14 protein-coding genes and 2 pseudogenes are annotated in these 16,192 nt (G+C 64.7%); 5 read left to right on the top strand and 11 right to left on the bottom strand.

Annotated elements, in window-relative coordinates; genetic code table 11:
* Positions 1-30 precede the first annotated feature (30 nt).
* Positions 31-3,409 (top strand): annotated as a pseudogene (locus ACHMW6_RS19875) (ATP-binding protein).
* Positions 3,393-4,331, top strand: coding sequence for a response regulator (locus tag ACHMW6_RS19880; protein ID WP_395399203.1), 939 nt, complete (start codon positions 3,393-3,395; stop codon positions 4,329-4,331). The pseudogene ACHMW6_RS19875 and the gene ACHMW6_RS19880 overlap by 17 nt, the downstream one beginning before the upstream one ends.
* On the opposite strand, the gene urtE is transcribed toward ACHMW6_RS19880, so the two are convergent.
* From urtE to aqpZ, 9 genes are all read right to left on the bottom strand, one after another.
* Positions 4,309-5,007: an urea ABC transporter ATP-binding subunit UrtE gene (urtE, locus tag ACHMW6_RS19885; RefSeq protein ID WP_395408665.1), complete on the bottom strand. Its 699-nt coding sequence runs from the start codon at positions 5,005-5,007 to the stop codon at positions 4,309-4,311. The genes ACHMW6_RS19880 and urtE overlap by 23 nt on opposite strands.
* 7 nt (positions 5,008-5,014) lie before the next feature.
* Positions 5,015-5,794: an urea ABC transporter ATP-binding protein UrtD gene (urtD, locus tag ACHMW6_RS19890; protein WP_395399205.1), complete on the bottom strand. Its 780-nt coding sequence runs from the start codon at positions 5,792-5,794 to the stop codon at positions 5,015-5,017.
* Positions 5,791-6,903 carry an urea ABC transporter permease subunit UrtC gene (gene urtC / locus ACHMW6_RS19895; RefSeq protein WP_395399207.1) on the bottom strand — a complete coding sequence of 371 codons (1,113 nt, stop codon included), beginning with the start codon at positions 6,901-6,903 and terminating at the stop codon, positions 5,791-5,793. The genes urtD and urtC overlap by 4 nt, the downstream gene beginning before the upstream one ends.
* Positions 6,900-8,483, bottom strand: coding sequence for an urea ABC transporter permease subunit UrtB (gene urtB / locus ACHMW6_RS19900; RefSeq protein ID WP_395399209.1), 1,584 nt, complete (start codon positions 8,481-8,483; stop codon positions 6,900-6,902). Before urtB ends, urtC begins: the two co-directional genes overlap by 4 nt.
* Positions 8,484-8,545: 62 nt before the next feature.
* The gene (gene urtA, locus ACHMW6_RS19905; protein WP_395399211.1) at positions 8,546-9,802 is read right to left on the bottom strand and encodes an urea ABC transporter substrate-binding protein; all 1,257 of its coding nucleotides are present in this window, start codon (positions 9,800-9,802) and stop codon (positions 8,546-8,548) included.
* A gap of 35 nt (positions 9,803-9,837) precedes the next feature.
* On the bottom strand, positions 9,838-10,341 hold the full coding sequence (locus ACHMW6_RS19910; RefSeq protein ID WP_395399213.1) for a hypothetical protein: 504 nt from the start codon (positions 10,339-10,341) through the stop codon (positions 9,838-9,840).
* The gene (locus ACHMW6_RS19915; protein WP_395399215.1) at positions 10,328-10,483 is read right to left on the bottom strand and encodes a hypothetical protein; all 156 of its coding nucleotides are present in this window, start codon (positions 10,481-10,483) and stop codon (positions 10,328-10,330) included. Before ACHMW6_RS19915 ends, ACHMW6_RS19910 begins: the two co-directional genes overlap by 14 nt.
* Positions 10,431-10,949 carry a hypothetical protein gene (locus ACHMW6_RS19920; RefSeq protein WP_395399217.1) on the bottom strand — a complete coding sequence of 173 codons (519 nt, stop codon included), beginning with the start codon at positions 10,947-10,949 and terminating at the stop codon, positions 10,431-10,433. Before ACHMW6_RS19920 ends, ACHMW6_RS19915 begins: the two co-directional genes overlap by 53 nt.
* A gap of 175 nt (positions 10,950-11,124) precedes the next feature.
* On the bottom strand, positions 11,125-11,871 hold the full coding sequence (gene aqpZ / locus ACHMW6_RS19925) for an aquaporin Z (RefSeq protein WP_395399219.1): 747 nt from the start codon (positions 11,869-11,871) through the stop codon (positions 11,125-11,127).
* Positions 11,872-12,167: 296 nt separating this feature from the next.
* Between aqpZ and ACHMW6_RS19930 the strand changes: the two genes are divergently transcribed.
* Entirely contained in the window at positions 12,168-12,770 is a 603-nt protein-coding gene (locus ACHMW6_RS19930; RefSeq protein WP_395399221.1) for a hypothetical protein, read from the top strand.
* Here the strand turns inward: ACHMW6_RS19930 and epsC are convergent.
* Positions 12,767-13,688: pseudogene (gene epsC / locus ACHMW6_RS19935) on the bottom strand (serine O-acetyltransferase EpsC). The gene ACHMW6_RS19930 and the pseudogene epsC sit on opposite strands and share 4 nt — an antisense overlap.
* Before the next feature lie 142 nt (positions 13,689-13,830).
* Between epsC and ACHMW6_RS19940 the strand changes: the two are divergent.
* Positions 13,831-15,006: a multidrug effflux MFS transporter gene (locus tag ACHMW6_RS19940; RefSeq protein ID WP_395399223.1), complete on the top strand. Its 1,176-nt coding sequence runs from the start codon at positions 13,831-13,833 to the stop codon at positions 15,004-15,006.
* Here the strand turns inward: ACHMW6_RS19940 and ACHMW6_RS19945 are convergent, their stop codons facing one another.
* Entirely contained in the window at positions 15,007-15,267 is a 261-nt protein-coding gene (locus ACHMW6_RS19945) for a hypothetical protein (protein ID WP_395399225.1), read from the bottom strand.
* A gap of 119 nt (positions 15,268-15,386) precedes the next feature.
* On the opposite strand from ACHMW6_RS19945, the gene ACHMW6_RS19950 reads away from it, so the two are divergent.
* Positions 15,387-15,827 (top strand): MarR family winged helix-turn-helix transcriptional regulator, encoded by a 441-nt coding sequence (locus ACHMW6_RS19950; protein WP_395399227.1) that lies wholly within the window; start codon positions 15,387-15,389, stop codon positions 15,825-15,827.
* The last annotated feature ends 365 nt before the right edge of the window (positions 15,828-16,192 follow it).

Consider the following 16,192-nt stretch of genomic DNA (forward strand, 5'->3'; position numbering starts at 1 on the left):
GGAGACAATCAGACCCAAATTATCACCAAAATGAGCGCTTCTGCACCAAACATGGGCACTAACGGCTCCGCGCCGGTTCAACGCATCGTCAAGATAAGGCGCGACTACAACACCTGGGTGGCCAATGAAACCATCGAGGACTACGCCCTGCGCTTCACGCCGCGCGCCTTCCGCAAATGGTCCGTGTTCCGGGTCGCGAACACTGCCTTCGGCGCCATCTCCTTCCTTGTGCTGGAAGCGATCGGCGGCACCATCGCCGTGCACTACGGCTTCATCAACGCTTTCTGGGCCATCCTCGCGGTGGGACTGATCATCTTCCTGACCGGCCTGCCCATCAGCTATTACGCCGCCAGATATGGCGTGGACATGGACCTGCTGACGCGCGGCGCCGGCTTCGGCTACATCGGGTCCACCATTTCCTCCTTTGTCTACGCCTCCTTCACCTTCATCCTGTTTGCGCTGGAAGCGGCCATCATGGCTTATGCGCTGGAACTGTATTTCGGCCTGCCCCTGTGGCTGGGCTACCTGGTCAGCGCGCTGGCGGTGGTGCCGCTGGTGACCCATGGAGTGACCCTGATCAGCCGCATCCAGATGCTGACCCAGCCCATCTGGCTCGCGCTGATGGCCCTGCCCTTCATCGCCATCGCCATCAAACGCCCGGAGCTGCCGGCCGAGCTGCTGCAATTTGCCGGGACGGATCCGTCAAACGCCCACTTCAATACCCTCGCCTTCGGCGCCGCCACCGCTGTCGGCGTGGCCCTGATCACGCAGATCGGCGAACAGGTGGACTTCCTGCGCTTCATGCCGCCGCCACAGGGCCGGCGGCTGCGCTGGCACCTGGGCGTTCTGGCGGCAGGCCCGGGCTGGATCGTGCTCGGCATCCTGAAGATGCTGGCCGGCGCCCTCCTGGCCCTGCTGGCCATTGAGGGCGGCGCCTCGCTGGCACAAGCAGTCAATCCGACCCCAGATGTACCTGGCCGGCTTCAGGGAATTCTTTGGCGGCACGTGGGCCGCCCTGCTGGCAACCGTGGTGTTCGTGGTCGTCTCGCAGATCAAGATCAATATGACCAATGCCTATGCGGGTTCGCTGGCGTGGTCCAACTTCTTCGCCCGGCTGACGCACAGCCATCCGGGCCGCGTGGTGTGGGCGTTCTTCAATGCGCTCATTGCGGTGCTGCTGATGGAGCTGAACGTATTCCAGGCGCTGGACCAGGTGCTCGGGCTGTTTTCCAATGTCGCCATCGCGTGGATTGCGGCCGTGGTGGCGGACCTTGTGATCAACAAGCCCCTGGGTCTGAGTCCCGCCGGCATCGAGTTCCGCCGCGCCTACCTGTACGACATCAATCCGGTTGGCGTTGGCGCCATGCTCCTGGCTTCCCTGCTCTCGGTAGCCGCCTTCATTGGCATGTTCGGCGCCACGGCGCAGGCTTTCTCGGCCTTCATCGCCCTCGGCACCGCCCTCATTGCCTCGCCGCTCATTGCCGTCCTGACGCGCGGCCGCTACTACATGGCCCGCCAGCCGCATCACCCGGCGGCGCGCAGCAATACCTGCAGCATCTGCGAAAAGGAATACGAACAGGAAGACATGGCGCATTGCCCCGCTTACCAGGGCTCCATCTGCTCCCTGTGCTGCTGCCTCGACGCGCGCTGCGACGATGCCTGCAAGCCGCATGCGCGCATCTCGGTGCAGTGGCTGGCGGCGATGCGCTGGCTGCTGCCGAAGTCCGCCTGGCCTTATCTGGTGAGCGGCCTTGGCCACTACCTGCTGCTGATGGCCGTCACGCTGCTCTTCCTTAGCAGCCTGCTAGGTCTGCTCTACCTGCATGAATCGTCCGCCCTGATCCAGGCCGGCGACACAGGCTTGCTGCCGCCGCTGCAGCTGGCTTTCCTCAAGCTGTTCGGCGCGCTGCTGCTGGTCAGCGGCATTGTGGCCTGGTGGCTGGTGCTGAACAGCGAAAGCCGCCGCGTGGCGCAGGAGGAAGCGCAGCAGGCGAAAAAGCTGGCGGACCAGGCGAACCAGGCAAAGAGCCGCTACATCGCCGGCATCAGCCATGAAATCCGCACTCCCCTCAACAGCATCCTGGGCTACGCGCAGCTGCTGGACAACGATCCAGCCATGCCGGCGCACCGGCAGCAAGCCATCCGCGTGATCCGCGGCAGCGGCGAGCATCTGCTGTCGCTGATCGAGGGCACGCTGGATATCGCCCGGATCGAAGGCGGCAAGCTCAGTGTCGACATCCGGCCGCTGCGCTTCGAAGACTTCATCGGCCAGCTGGTGCGCATGTTTGAACAGCAGGCGGCGAGCAAAGGCCTGGCCTTCCGCTACGAGACGCAGGGCGCCATCCCTGCCGTGGTGCGGGCCGACCGCAAGCGGCTGGGGCAAATCCTGATCAATATCCTGGGCAATGCGGTCAAGTTCACCCGCCAGGGCAGCATCGTGTTCCGGCTGCGCTATCAGCGCGACATCGCCCATTTCGAAGTGGAAGATTCCGGTCCCGGCATTCTCGAAGAGGAAATGGAGCGCATCTTCGAGCCCTTCTCGCGCGGCAGCGCGGGCAATGGGGCCGACAGCACCGGCACCGGGCTCGGGCTGCCGATCAGCAAACTGCTGACCGAACTGATGGGCGGTGAACTCAGTGTGCGCAGCACCGTGGGCAGCGGCAGCACGTTCAGCGTGCGCCTGCTGCTGCCGCGCGTGCACGGCGAGGCGCCCGAGGGCGAACCGGCGCCGGTCCAGCGCTTTGCTTACGCGGGGCGGCGGCGCCGCATCCTGGTGGTGGACAATGACCGCAACGACCGCGAGCTGCTGGCCGAGATCCTGACGCCACTGGGCTTCATCGTCGGCCAGGTCGCCTCGGGCCAGGAATGCCTGCAGCACCATGCCACGTTCGCGCCCGACCTGATCCTGATGGACCTGGCCATGCCGGGCATGGATGGCTGGGAAGCCAGCCACCTGCTGCGCACCGAACACCAGTGCCAGGCGCCGATCGGCATCGTTTCCGCCAACGCCTACGACAAGGGCTTGCCCAATCCCGCCGGCATCGGCGCGGACGACTTTTTCACCAAGCCGGTGCAGGTGGCCGAACTGCTGGAATGGATCGGGCGGCGGCTGCAGCTTGACTGGCTTGGCCAGGCGGCGGCTGGCAGCGGCCCTATGGCGCATGCCGCGCCGCCTACCCGCGCCTCCGCCTCGCCTGTCTTGCCGCCGCCCGCCCAGCTCGACCCGCTGCGCGCGATGGTAAAGGCCGGCTATGTGCGCGGCATCAGCCGCCAGCTGGACGACATCGCCGCCCTGGGCGCCCCCTATCAGGATTTTGTCGACATCATGCGAGCCCACGCCCTGCGCTTCGAACTCGAAGCGATGGCGCGCCTGCTCGAACAAGGAGCCTGCCATGCTACAGCCGATTGAAAGACCACCCGGCCAACTGGTGCTGGTGGTGGACGACATGCCCGAGAATCTCGCCGTGCTGCACGACGCGCTGGACGAATCGGGGTACTCTGTGGTGGTCGCCAGCAATGGCGCCACCGCGCTGGAACAGGCGCATGCCCTGGCGCCGGACATCGTGCTGCTGGACGCCGTGATGCCCGGCATGGACGGCTTCGAAGTTTGCCGGCGCCTGAAAAGCGATGAGCAGACCCGCCCCATTCCCGTGATCTTCATGACGGGCCTGACGGAAACCGAGCATGTGCTGGCGGCCTTCCAGGCCGGCGGCACCGACTATGTGACCAAACCGATACGCCAGAACGAAATGCTGGCCAGGATCCAGACGCATATGCAGACCGCGCGCCTGGTCACGCAGGCGCGCAGCGCCCTCGACGCCTTCGGCTATGCAGCACTGGCGGTCGGCGAGGACGAGCGCATCATCTGGCAGACGCCGCTCGCGCGGCAATGGATGACGAGTTATTTCCCATCGCAGGGCAACGCTTTCATGCCGCCCCACGTGTCGCCCTGGCTGCAGGGCGCAGTGCGCTCGATCGCGCTGGGGGATGAGCCGCTGCCCCTGGTGATCGCGCAAGGCACGCGGCGCCTGATCCTCACCCTGGCCGAAGAAGTGGAAGCGGCGCAGTGGACCATCGTGCTGCGCGAAGAGTCGGACGCGGCCCAGGTCCAGTCGCTGATGGCCCGTTTCTCCCTGACGCAGCGCGAGGCCGAAGTGCTGCACTGGGTCAGCAAGGGCAAGACCAACCGCGACATCGGCGACATCCTCGGCACCAGTCCGCGCACGGTCAACAAGCACCTGGAGCACGTGTTTTCGAAGCTGGGCGTGGAGACGCGCACGGCGGCCGCTTCGCTGGCCATGCTGCGGCCTAGACCGACAGGTGGCGCTTGACGTCGTCGCTGTCCATCTGGGCCTGCTGGCCGGCCGCCACCACTTCACCGCGCGACAGCACCACGAAGCGGTCGGCCAGCGCGTGCGCGAAATCAAAGTACTGCTCGCACAGCAGGATGGCCATGTCGCCCCGTTCGCGCAGCAGGCGGATGACGCGCTCGATATCCTTGATGATGGAGGGCTGGATGCCCTCGGTCGGTTCATCCAGGATCAGCAGCTTGGGCCGCTGCAGCAGCGCGCGGGCAATGGCCAGTTGCTGCTGCTGGCCGCCGGACAGGTCGCCGCCGCGCCGCTGCAGCATGTCCTTCAGCACCGGGAACAGTTCATAGACCTCGCCGCTGATGCGCGCCGCCTCGCGCCCCGACAGCGTGGCCATGCCCATGCGCAGATTGTCTTCCACGCTGAGCCGGGCAAAGATTTCGCGCCCTTGAGGTACATAGGCGATACCCGCCGCGGCGCGGGCATGGGGCGCGAGCCGCGTGATGTCGCGGCCGGCGAAACGCACGGTGCCCGCCGCCAGCGGCAGCACCCCCATCAGGCATTTCAGCAGCGTGGTCTTGCCGACGCCATTGCGGCCCAGCAGCGCCAGGCACTGGCCGCGCTCAAGCCCCAGCGACACGCCGCGCAAGGTATGGGAAGAACCGTAGTACTGGTTCAGATTATCGGCTTGCAGCATCATCGTCCTAGCGTCCCAGATAGACTTCAATAACACGTTCATCGGCCTGTACCTCGTCCATGCGTCCCTGGGCCAGCACCGCGCCTTCGTGCAGCACGGTCACCTTGCCTTGCTGCGCGATCTCGGCGACAAAGCCCATATCGTGTTCCACCACCATGATGGAATGCTTGCCCCGCAGCTCATTCAGCAATTCCGCCGTGCGCGCCGTTTCGGCATCGGACATGCCAGCCACCGGTTCGTCGAGCAGGATCAGTTGCGGATCCTGGATCAGCAGCATGCCGATTTCCAGCCACTGTTTCTGGCCGTGCGACAGCAGGCCGGCCAGGCGCTGCGCCTCCCCTTCCAGCCGGATCAGGCGCAGGATGGCGCCGATCTTGTCGCGCTGCTCGCCGCTCAGGCGCGCTAACAGCGTGGGCCGCACACGCTTGTCCATCTTCATGGCCAGTTCCAGGTTTTCGAAGACGGTGTGCGACTCGAACACGGTGGGGCGCTGGAACTTGCGGCCGATGCCGGCCTGCGCGATCTCGTATTCCGTCAGCGCCGACAGGTCATGGCGCTGGCCGAACCACGCGCTGCCGGAGCTGGGCCGGGTCTTGCCGGTGATGACATCCATCATCGTGGTCTTGCCCGCGCCATTGGGGCCGATGATGCAACGCAGCTCGCCCACCGAGATATCGAGAGTCAGCTTGTTCAGCGCGCGGAAGCCATCGAAGCTGACCGTCACGTCCTCCAGGTAGAGGATGGCGCCGTGGCTGGTGTCCAGCCCTGTGTTCTGTGCGACCTTCATGCTGCTTTCTCCAGTTCTTTCTTCTCTTCCTTTGGCGCGGCGCGGCGTCCGGGCAGGCGCAGGCCAAGCATGCCTTTTTGCATCAGCAGCGTGACCAGGATGAACAGCATGCCAAGCGCGAACAGCCACAGGTCCGGGAAGGCGGCGGTGAACCAGCTTTTCAGCCCGTTCACCGTGAAGGCGCCAAGGATGGCCCCCAGCAGCGTGCCGCGCCCGCCGACAGCCACCCAGATCACCATCTCGATCGAATTCGCCGGCGACATTTCGGAAGGGTTGATGATGCCGACCTGCGGCACGTACAGCGCGCCGGCGATGCCGCACAGGATGGCGGACAGCGTCCACACGAAAAGCTTGAACCACAGCGGGTTATAGCCGATGAACATGAGGCGCGATTCCGAGTCGCGCACCGCCTGCAGCACGCGCCCCAGGCGCGTGGTCACGATCCAGCGGCACAGCAGCAAGGCGCCCAGCAGGCAGGCCAGCGTGACCAGGTACAGCACGGCCTTGGTGCCCGGTGCGGTGATGCCGTAGCCGAGGATGCGCTTGAAATCGGTGAAGCCGTTGTTGCCGCCGAAGCCGGTATCGTTGCGGAAGAACAGCAGCATGGCGGCATAGGTCAGCGCTTGCGTGATGATCGAGAAGTACACGCCCTTGATACGCGAGCGGAAGGCGAAATAGCCGAACACGAAGGCCAGCACACCCGGCACCAGGATCACCAGGGCCAGGCAGTACCAGAAACTGTCCGTCATCGCCCAGTACCACGGGTACTCCTTCCAGTCGAGGAAGACCATGAAGTCAGGCAGCGTGCTCTGATAGACGCCCTCGCGGCCAATCGCGCGCATCAGGTACATGCCGTGCGCATAGCCGCCCAGCGCGAAGAACAGGCCATGCCCGAGCGACAGGATGCCCGTGTAGCCCCATACCAGGTCCAGCGCCAGGGCCGCCAGCGCATAGCACATGAACTTGCCGACCAGCGCGATCATATAGCCCGGCACGTGCAGCGCATGGCCGGCCGGGAAGGCAAGATTCAGCGCCGGCAGCAGGGCCGCCAGCAGCGTAAAGCCGGCAACCGCGCACCAGGCGGGACGGGAAAACAGCGATGTAGTCATTCGACACTCCTGCCTTTGACAGCGAACAGCCCTTGCGGCCGGCGCTGGATGAAGATCACGATGAAGACCAGGATGCCGATCTTGGCCAGCACGGCGCCCGCCACCGGTTCCAGCAGCTTGTTGACTTCGCCCAGCCCCAGCGCGGCGATCACGGTGCCGGCCAGCTGGCCAACGCCGCCCAGCACCACCACCATGAAGGAATCGATGATGTAGGACTGCCCCAGGTCCGGCCCAACATTGCCCAGCTGGGACAGCGCCACGCCGCCCAGGCCGGCGATGCCGGAGCCCAGGCCGAAAGTGAGCATGTCGATGCGCCCGGTCGGCACGCCGACGCAGCCGGCCATGCGGCGGTTCTGCATGACGGCGCGCACGAACAGGCCAAGCCGGGTGCCGTTCAGCAGCAGCCAGACGCCGGCCGTCACCAGCACAGCGAACACGATGATGGCAATGCGGTTATAGGGCAGGACCAGCGAGCCAAGCACCGTCACCCCGCCGGACATCCAGGCCGGGTTGGCCACTTCCACGTTCTGCGCGCCGAACAGGGTGCGCACGGCCTGCATCAGCACCAGGCTGATGCCCCAGGTGGCCAGCAGGGTTTCCAGCGGACGGCCGTACAGCCAGCGGATCACGGTGCGCTCCAGCGCCATGCCAACCAGCGCCGCCACGACGAAGGCCGCCGGCAGCGCCGCCAGCAGGTACAGGTCCGCCGCTTCCGGCAGGTAGCGCCGGAACAGCGACTGGATCAGGTAGGTGGCGTAGGCGCCGATCATCAGCAGCTCGCCATGCGCCATATTGATGATGCCCATCAGGCCGAAGGTGATGGCCAGGCCCAGTGCCGCCAGCAGCAGCACGCTGCCCAGCGAAATCCCGTAGAACAGGTTGCCCACCAGCTCAGTGCGCGCCTGACGCCCGTCGATCGCATTCAGCGCCACTTCCGCGGCGCTGCGCACGGATGCATCAGCTTCGGCCGGGCCGCCGTCGGCGCCCTTGTCCAGCATGGCCTGCAGCAGCGGACGCTGGGCGCTGCCGCCCTGCTCTGCCAGCACCGTGGCGGCGGCGCGGCGCACCGCGGGGTCAGGCGCGTGCAGGTCCGCGATGGCGACCAGCAACTGCAATACCTGCCGCACATCTGCATCCTGCTCGGCCGCCATGACGCGCCGCGCCAGCGCCAGCTGGGCGGCGTCCAGTTCCTCGCCCAGCCAGGCGCGGGCTGCGGCCAGGCGGCGCTCCGGCTGCGGCGCCAGCAGGTCCATGCCGGACAAGGCTGCCGCAATGGCCGCGCGCAGGCGGTTGTTGACGACGATCGCTTCCGCGCCGGCGGGCGCCGTGGCGGACGGGCTGGCGACGATCACTTGTCCATCGGCTGCGGCATACAGCGCGCCGTCCTGCAAGGCACGCAGCACTGCCGCCGCTTCCGGCGTGCCCAGCGCCCCAATCGCCGCGACGGCTGCGACCCGCGCTTCGGGATCGTCGCCGGCCAGCGGCTGCAGCAGGGACGGCGCAATGGCCGCCTGCGCGGCGCCGGCCAGCACGATCAGCGCAATGCCGGCCAGCAGCCGGCGCAAAGCGGAATACATCATAAGGAAAATCTCCGGTGATCCAGACCACCGGGCGGCGCCGGGCCGCCCGGCCGTGTGACGCCTTACAGCTTCTGCTTGCCTTCGTTACCCGGAATGAAGGGGCTCCAGGGCTGGGCGCGGATCGGTTCCTTGGTCTTCCACACCACGCTGAACTGGCCGTCGCCCTTGATTTCGCCGATCATCACCGGCTTGTGCAGGTGGTGGTTGGTCGGGTCCATCGTCAGGGTGAAGCCGGACGGCGCGCTGAAGGACTGGCCGCCCATGGCCGCGATCACCTTGTCCGTATCGGTAGACTTGGCTTTCTCGACGGCCTGCGCCCACATGTGGATGCCCACATAGGTCGCCTCCATCGGATCGTTGGTCACGGCCGATTCGGCGTTCGGCAGTTTCTTGGCGGCGGCATAGGTCTTCCACTTCTTGATGAACTCCGAGTTGACCGGGTTCTTCACCGACTCAAAATAATTCCATGCCGCCAGGTGGCCGATCAGCGGCTTGGTGTCCACGCCGCGCAATTCCTCTTCGCCGACGGAGAAGGCCACCACCGGCACGTCCGTCGCCTTCAGGCCGGCATTGCCAAGCTCCTTGTAGAACGGCACGTTGGAGTCGCCATTGATGGTCGAGATCACCGCGGTCTTGCCGCCGGCGGCAAACTTCTTGATGTTGGCGACGATGGTCTGGTAATCGGCGTGGCCGAACGGGGTGTAGGTTTCCTGGATGTCGCTGTCCTTCACGCCTTTGCTTTTCAGGAAGGCGCGCAGGATCTTGTTGGTGGTGCGTGGGTAGACGTAGTCCGTGCCGAGCAGCACGAAGCGCTTGGCACCGCCGCCTTCCTTGCTCATCAGGTATTCGACGGCGGGGATGGCCTGCTGGTTCGGCGCGGCGCCGGTGTAGAACACATTCTTCTCCAGTTCCTCTCCTTCATACTGCACCGGATAGAACAGCAGGCCGTTCAGCTCCTTGAACACGGGCAGCACGGACTTGCGCGACACCGAAGTCCAGCAGCCGAAGACTGCGGCCACCTTGTCCTTGGCGATCAGCTGGCGTGCCTTTTCGGCGAACAGCGGCCAGTTCGAGGCGGGGTCCACGACTACGGGTTCCAGCTTCTTGCCCAGCACTCCACCCTTGGCGTTGATTTCGTCGATCGTCATCAGGGCCACGTCCTTCAGCGAGGTTTCGGAGATGGCCATGGTGCCGGACAGGGAATGCAGGATGCCCACCTTGATGGTGTCGGCGGCCTGCGCGGCGAAGCTCCCGCCCAGCAGCGCGGCGCCGGCGGCGATACGGGTCAGGGTGGCGATGAAATGACGGCGGTTTTGCATGATATTGCCCTCTTCTGTTTTGTAGATGGATGTGGTCAGTACTGGACTTGCAGCGCTACGACGAACTTCGACTGGTCGGCGGCGGCCACGGTCTTGGTCTTCGAATACGTTGCGCTTAACTGGGCGTTGTAGGCGTCGGTGATGTAGTTGACGCCGGCGTCGTACTGTTTGACGTCGAGGTTCGTATCCGGGTTGAATTTCTGGTAGCGCGCGAAGGGCTGCACCTTGCCCTGGCCCGGCGCCAGGTTGAATACGTAGCCGAGGCCCGTCGACCATGCCTTGCCCTGCTCGGCCAGGATCACGTCGCCATTGCGGTATTTGTAGTAAGCCGCTTCCACCGACACGGCGCCGCCGGGCAGGCGCTTCTCCAGCAGGAAGTCGACGTTCCACGCGCTGTAGTTGCCGGTCTTCGCCACGGTCAGCACGCCATCCTTCTGGTAACGGCCCGCGAGGCCGATGGCGAGAATATCGTTGCTGCCCAGGTAGTTGCCGGTGCCGTAGTAGCCCGGTTCCGCATCCCAGAAGTCAGTACTGCACACGGCCGGCGTACATCAGGTTGTCCTTGGCGTTGACGCCTGCCGCCTTGGCCTGGTTCTGCGTCAGGCTGCCGATGCCGAAGGTGTGGCCTTCAAAGGCGCCGAAGGAATAACCCAGCTTGCCCTCGGCGGCGTTGCCCCACACCGACTACGCCATCGTCGCGGCCGCGGAAGATGCCGCCGTTGTAGCCGTAGCGCGATGCCACGCCCGCCCAGTAGCCGCCGCCCAGCGAATAGTAGGGGCCGGCCATATTGGCGCGGTCGCTCGGCGACAGCAGGCGGCCCGCCCACACGTTCAGCTCCGGCGAAAAGGCAAATTGCGCCGCGGCGTCCAGCACGCGGATCTGGTCGCCGTCCCACTCGGTGTTGAGCATGCCCTTGATGTTCTTGTTCAGCGAGGCGCCGAAGAACAGGCGGGCGCTGTCCAGGTTGAAGTCGTTCGAACGCGACGTGCCGTTCGGCGCGCCGTCTTCGACGCTGGAATAGCTGCCGCGCGCGCCGAAGCCCACGGTGACGGATTTATCTTCGCCGATGGGGATCGTCGCTCCGGCGTGGGCCTGCGACGCCGCGATTGCGCCGAGCAGAATGGAGAGCTTGAACTTTGTGTGCATGCCTGTCCTCGTTTCACAAGTTTGAAAGTGTTGCTTCTTGTGAACGAGATTAACGAGGACAGGCTGGGAGGCCCATACGTCAAGTGACGTAGTGGCGGATTTGCCGCACACCCACGGCCTAAAACAGGTGTCTGCCACGATGTGGCAGACACCAGATTCACGCCTTGGGTTCTAATTACTGCGCCGGCGAGACGCCGGCCGGCGGCACGCTCTTGCTCACGCTGGTCACCTCTTCCGCCAGCAGCACGTTATAAATCGCCGCGCCGACGATTGCGCCTGCGATGGGCGCCACCCAGAATAGCCACAGATCTCCCAGCGCGCCAGTCTGTGCAAACAGCGCCGGGCCGGTGCTGCGGGCCGGATTCACCGAGGTGTTGGATACCGGTATCGACACCAGGTGGATCAGGGTCAGGCAAAGTCCGATTGCCAGGCCACCGAAGCCCGGCGCCGCGTTCCTGGCCGTTGCGCCAAGGATCACGAGCAGGAAGATCGCCGTCATCACCAGTTCGCAGACAAACACGGCGGCCATGCTGTAGCCGCCCGGCGAATTGGCGCCATAGCCGTTGGACGCAAAGCCGCCGGCGCCCGCAAATCCCGGCTTGCCCGAAGCGATCAGGTACAGCACTGCCGCCGCTGCAATCGCGCCCAGCACCTGCGCGATGATATAGCCCGGCAATTCAGCCGCCGGGAAGCGCTTGCCGATCACCAGTCCGACCGAGACGGCCGGGTTGAAGTGTCCACCCGAAATCGGGCCGAATGCATAGGCGCCGGTAACGACCGTCAAGCCGAACGCCAGCGACACGCCGAGCAGCCCAATGCCCAGGCCCGGAAACGCTGCCGCCAGCACCGCGCTGCCGCAGCCGCCCAAGGTCAGCCAGAAAGTCCCCAGGAACTCCGCCGACCACTTCTTCACATTACCCATCTCCGCCTCCTTGCTGGTTTACACCGGAACGAAACTTATGGTTATTAATAGATTAACACGTTCGCTGGCGGTTGAGGGGGTGCTATGTCGATCCGAGTCAGTCGGCCGTCTTGTCTCTTTTGGGCTGTTTATCGTGTCTCTTTCTGTCTCTTTTTGTCTCGGGTCCTCGCCGCCGGAAAAAGAGACAAAAAGAGACAAGAAGAGACAGGATGGGAAGGGCAAAAGAGACAAGACGGCCGACTGACTCCGGAACCAATCGGCATACCTGAAGTCTTACGGTCAGGGAGGGAGCCATCATGGACGAGACGAACCGCGATCCTTTGCCGTATGCCAGCTATTCGCAGCTGGCTATGTTCTTACGAACTTCCGGCAGCACGCTGAGCATCTCAGACGCCCTGGCGCGAGCAGTGCAGCTTTGGATCAAAACGCAGCAAGAGGCGGAGGCTCCGTTGACCGGCTACCAGTGGAAGTGCCTCTTCCTACCCACCGGCACACGCCTGCGCATGCGCTGCGCGGAGCAATTGTTTTACGCTGAAATAGTGGGCGACGAGATCGTTTTCCGTGGACGCGCGGTGTCGCCGCGACAGATGGTGACTGCGGCGGCAGGCGAGCCACGCAATGCCTGGCGGGATTTGTGGGTTCGCCGTCCACAGGACCACGCATGGACGCAGGCGGACGCAATGCGGCGCGCGGCGTGCAGGCAGGAAGCTGCAACCGTGTCCGCTCCGTCGCCAACGGAAGCGATTCAGCTTGCGGCGAAGAGCATGAGCGAAGCATTGCAGACCGCCTTGCTGCTTGTGGACCAGAGCAGGCGGCAGGCGGAACAGCAGGTCGAGCGCCGCGTGCCCAAGCACCGGCGGCGCGAGGACCAGTTGGCGGATGAATGCCTGGAAAACTAATCGCTGCGCGACTGGGCCTGGGAAACGTTGCTGTTGGCCGGCACGCTCTGCGTGAGCCAGACGTTGCCGCCGATGGTGGAGCCCGCGCCGATGGTGATGCGTCCCAGCACGGTGGCGCCGGCGTAAATGACCACATCGTCCTCGACGATCGGGGTGGCGCGGCGTACCCTTGATCAGGTTGCCGGAATCGTCCGCCGGGAAGCGCTTGGCGCCGAGGGTCACGTGCTGGTACAAGCGCACGCGCTCGCCGAGGATGGCGGTCTCGCCGATCACCACGCCGGTGCCGTGGTCGATGAAGAAGCTGGCGCCGATCTGGGCGGCGGGGTGGATGTCGATGCCGGTCAGCGAATGCGCGATATCGCTGATCATGCGCGCGATAAAGGGCGAGCCGAGGCGATGCAGGCTGTGCGCCAGGCGGTAATACAGGATCGCGATCGTACCCGGATAGCACAGCATGATCTCGGCAATCGAGGTCGCCGCCGGGTCGCCGGCATAGGCCGCGTGCACGTCTGACACGATCAGCGCGCGGATCGCCGGCAGCGACGCGGCGAACTTGCGCGTGATTTCGATTGCGCACTGCCCCTGGTACTCTTCATTGCAATCGGCCGGATCGGCGGTGAACAGCAGCCCGCGCCGCACCTGGTCGGCCAGCAGATCGAGCGTCGTGTTCAGCGTATCGCCGACGAAATAGTCGATGCTCTCGTCCGTCAGGTTGGGCCGTCCGTAATGCGTGGGGAACAGCGCCGCCGCCAGGCCATTCAGGATCTGCTCCAGGGCCGCCCGCGAAGGCAGCTCGCGCACGCGGCGCTGATGACGGATATTGTGCGTCGCCTCGCGCGACGTGCGCAGCTGGCGGACAACCTCGTCCAGGTCCCAGCGCGCTGCGCCGCTGGCGGCGCCATAAGAGTCGATAGCCATGGTGGGTCGGAATTCTTGTGCAATCGTTCAGCTTACCGAGCGCCTGCACGGAATTGAAAGAATAAATTCGCAGAAGCTTATGCCTCAAGCATATATAACGAGTTTCACTTAAAATATCGGCCTCACAAGAACAAGGCCCTGAATGAAGAATCTCCTGCTTACCCTGCTGCTGGCGGGATTGACGATGGTCGGCCCGCTCGCCATCGACACCTACCTGCCATCCTTCCCCGCCATTGCGCAAACCTTCAACGCCAGCCCGATGGCCATCCAGCAGACGCTGAGCCTCTTCCTGTTCACCTTTGCCTCGATGATGCTGTTCTACGGCACGCTGTCCGACTCGTTCGGACGCCGTCCCGTGATCCTGTGGTCGCTGGTGCTCTATGTGCTGGCATCGCTGGGCGGCGCACTGGCCGCCAACTTCGGCTTCCTGCTCACCTGCCGCGTGCTGCAGGGCCTCTCGTCCGGCGCCGGTTCCGTGATCAGCCGCGCCATCGTGCAGGACCGCTTCGACGGCCTGGAAGCCCAGAAAATCCTCGGCAACATCATGATGGTGTTCGGCCTGGCGCCCGCGCTGGCGCCGGTGCTTGGCGGCTGGCTGCAAGTGTCCTTCGGCTGGCGCTCGATCTTCTGGTTCCTCACGGCCTTCGGCATCGTCATGTTCCTGGCCGTGTGGCGCTGGCTGCCGGAAAGCCTGGCGCCGGAAAAGCGCCATCCACTGCATCTCGGCCAGATCGCCGCCAACTACTGGAAAGTGCTGCGCCACCGCCAGTTCCTGCTGCTCTCCGTCGCCCTGGGCCTGGCCTTTGGCGGCTTTGCGCTTTACATCGGTTCCGCAGCCTATTTCATCATGAATATCCTGCATTTGCCGGAGACCGCCTTCGCCTGGCTGTTCATTCCCCTGATTTCGGGACATGTGCTGGGCGCGATGCTGAGCGGGAAGCTGGCGCACAGAATGTCGCGCAGCGCGCTGGTTCGCCTCAGCTACTGCCTGATGTTCGTGGCGGCGCTGATCAATGTCGGCTACAACTGGTTCTTTGCGGCCGAAGTACCGTGGGCCGTGCTGCCGCTGTTCCTGTATTCCTTCTCGCTGGCGATTGCCATGCCGCCGCTGACGGTGATCGCGATGGAGCTCTTCCCGAATAACAGCGGGCTGGCTGCGTCGATGCAGTCCTTCATCCAGATGCTGCTGTTTGCGCTGGTATCCGGCCTGGTCGCGCCGCTGCTGTTCGACAGCGCGCTGCACCTGGCGGGTGGCGTGCTCGTGCTCCTGCTCCTCAGCTGGGCCGCCTACGCGCTGGCCCATCCCAACAAAGCCTGATCACGGCCAGGGCGCCGGCGTCACCTCGATATACTGCGGGCCGCCCTGCTCCGGTTCCGGCGCGGCCTGTGGCGGCGGCTGGCTGAGGCGCTGCGCCGGCGGCAGGCCCAGGCCCAGGATCTCCTTGCGGCCCTCCACGAAGTCGGACGTGGTCAGCGGATGCTCCTTGTCCGGCCAGTTGGCGATCGCCCAGTTCTGCACCTCTTCAAAGCGCCGCCATGCCTCCGCGACGAATTTGCGGCGTTCTTCCTCGAAATCCATTGCAGCCTCCCTTGCAGTTTTGTCTACTCTACACCAAGGACGCCAACTGCGCCGCCGGTTTGCCTTGACATTCTCTGCCTAGGCAATATACTTTAGTTCATCTCTGAAGGGTATCCAAAATGGAAGCAAGCTGGAACACGATGCGCGGAGGCTTTCTGGCCTATCTGCTGAACGAGTCGAGAAACGCTGTCATGCGCGAACTGGACAAGGAACTGGCGCCGATCGGCATTACCAACGCCCAGTTCCGCGTAGTGGTCGGCATCGCCCACGACCGCGCCCGCACCCTGAGCGAGTTCGCCCGCTTCCTGGACATCGATACCGGCGCCATGAAGCGCCTGCTGGACCGCGTCGAAGAAAAAGGCTGGATTCGCCGCACCCGCTGCCCGAACGATCGCCGCACCCTGATCCTGGAGCTGACCGAAGCCGGCCGCTCCATCTATCCCGAGATCATGGCGGTCGTGACGCGCGTGCACCAGCGCATGCTGGAAGGCCTGTCCCCGGTCGAGGAAACCCAGCTGCAATACTTCCTGCAAAAAATTACGGCCAACGCCGAGCGTTGATTTTTTTTAATCATATATCTGCCTAGGCAGCGTTATTCCCAAAGGAAAGACCATGAAAGCCCCCTTCTCCCTTGCCGGCATGGCTGCCATCGCGGCCCTTGCAGCCGGCTGCGCCAGCGACGGCGGCCTGAAATCGCAGGCGACTGTCGTCAGGGCCGATGCGCTGGCCGCCAGCGCCACCCTGGCCCAGGCCAGCGTCACTCCCGCCGCCTGGCCGGCCGCCGAATGGTGGACACGCTATGGCGACGCCCAGCTGGACCGCCTGGTGGATGAAGCGCTGAAGGGCAGCCCCACCCTGCGCATTGCCGAAGCGCGCGTACGCCAGGCCGTGGCCATCGAGGGCCTGGCCAATGCCAACCTCGCGC

It is taken from the genome of Pseudoduganella sp. UC29_106, assembly GCF_044055365.1.
In the GTDB taxonomy this organism is placed as follows: Bacteria; Pseudomonadota; Gammaproteobacteria; order Burkholderiales; family Burkholderiaceae_D; genus Rugamonas.

What these genes read in the sequence shown, in the direction of transcription:
- ACHMW6_RS19920 (WP_395399217.1), bottom strand. Translation starts at nt 10,949, where the DNA reads ATGCACACAAAGTTCAAGCTCTCCATTCTGCTCGGCGCAATCGCGGCG.
- urtD (WP_395399205.1), bottom strand. Translation starts at nt 5,794, where the DNA reads ATGAAGGTCGCACAGAACACAGGGCTGGACACCAGCCACGGCGCCATC.
- urtB (WP_395399209.1), bottom strand. Translation starts at nt 8,483, where the DNA reads ATGATGTATTCCGCTTTGCGCCGGCTGCTGGCCGGCATTGCGCTGATC.
- ACHMW6_RS19880 (WP_395399203.1), top strand. Translation starts at nt 3,393, where the DNA reads ATGCTACAGCCGATTGAAAGACCACCCGGCCAACTGGTGCTGGTGGTG.
- urtE (WP_395408665.1), bottom strand. Translation starts at nt 5,007, where the DNA reads ATGCTGCAAGCCGATAATCTGAACCAGTACTACGGTTCTTCCCATACC.
- ACHMW6_RS19930 (WP_395399221.1), top strand. Translation starts at nt 12,168, where the DNA reads ATGGACGAGACGAACCGCGATCCTTTGCCGTATGCCAGCTATTCGCAG.
- ACHMW6_RS19940 (WP_395399223.1), top strand. Translation starts at nt 13,831, where the DNA reads ATGAAGAATCTCCTGCTTACCCTGCTGCTGGCGGGATTGACGATGGTC.
- urtA (WP_395399211.1), bottom strand. Translation starts at nt 9,802, where the DNA reads ATGCAAAACCGCCGTCATTTCATCGCCACCCTGACCCGTATCGCCGCC.
- ACHMW6_RS19950 (WP_395399227.1), top strand. Translation starts at nt 15,387, where the DNA reads ATGGAAGCAAGCTGGAACACGATGCGCGGAGGCTTTCTGGCCTATCTG.
- aqpZ (WP_395399219.1), bottom strand. Translation starts at nt 11,871, where the DNA reads ATGGGTAATGTGAAGAAGTGGTCGGCGGAGTTCCTGGGGACTTTCTGG.
- urtC (WP_395399207.1), bottom strand. Translation starts at nt 6,903, where the DNA reads ATGACTACATCGCTGTTTTCCCGTCCCGCCTGGTGCGCGGTTGCCGGC.
- ACHMW6_RS19945 (WP_395399225.1), bottom strand. Translation starts at nt 15,267, where the DNA reads ATGGATTTCGAGGAAGAACGCCGCAAATTCGTCGCGGAGGCATGGCGG.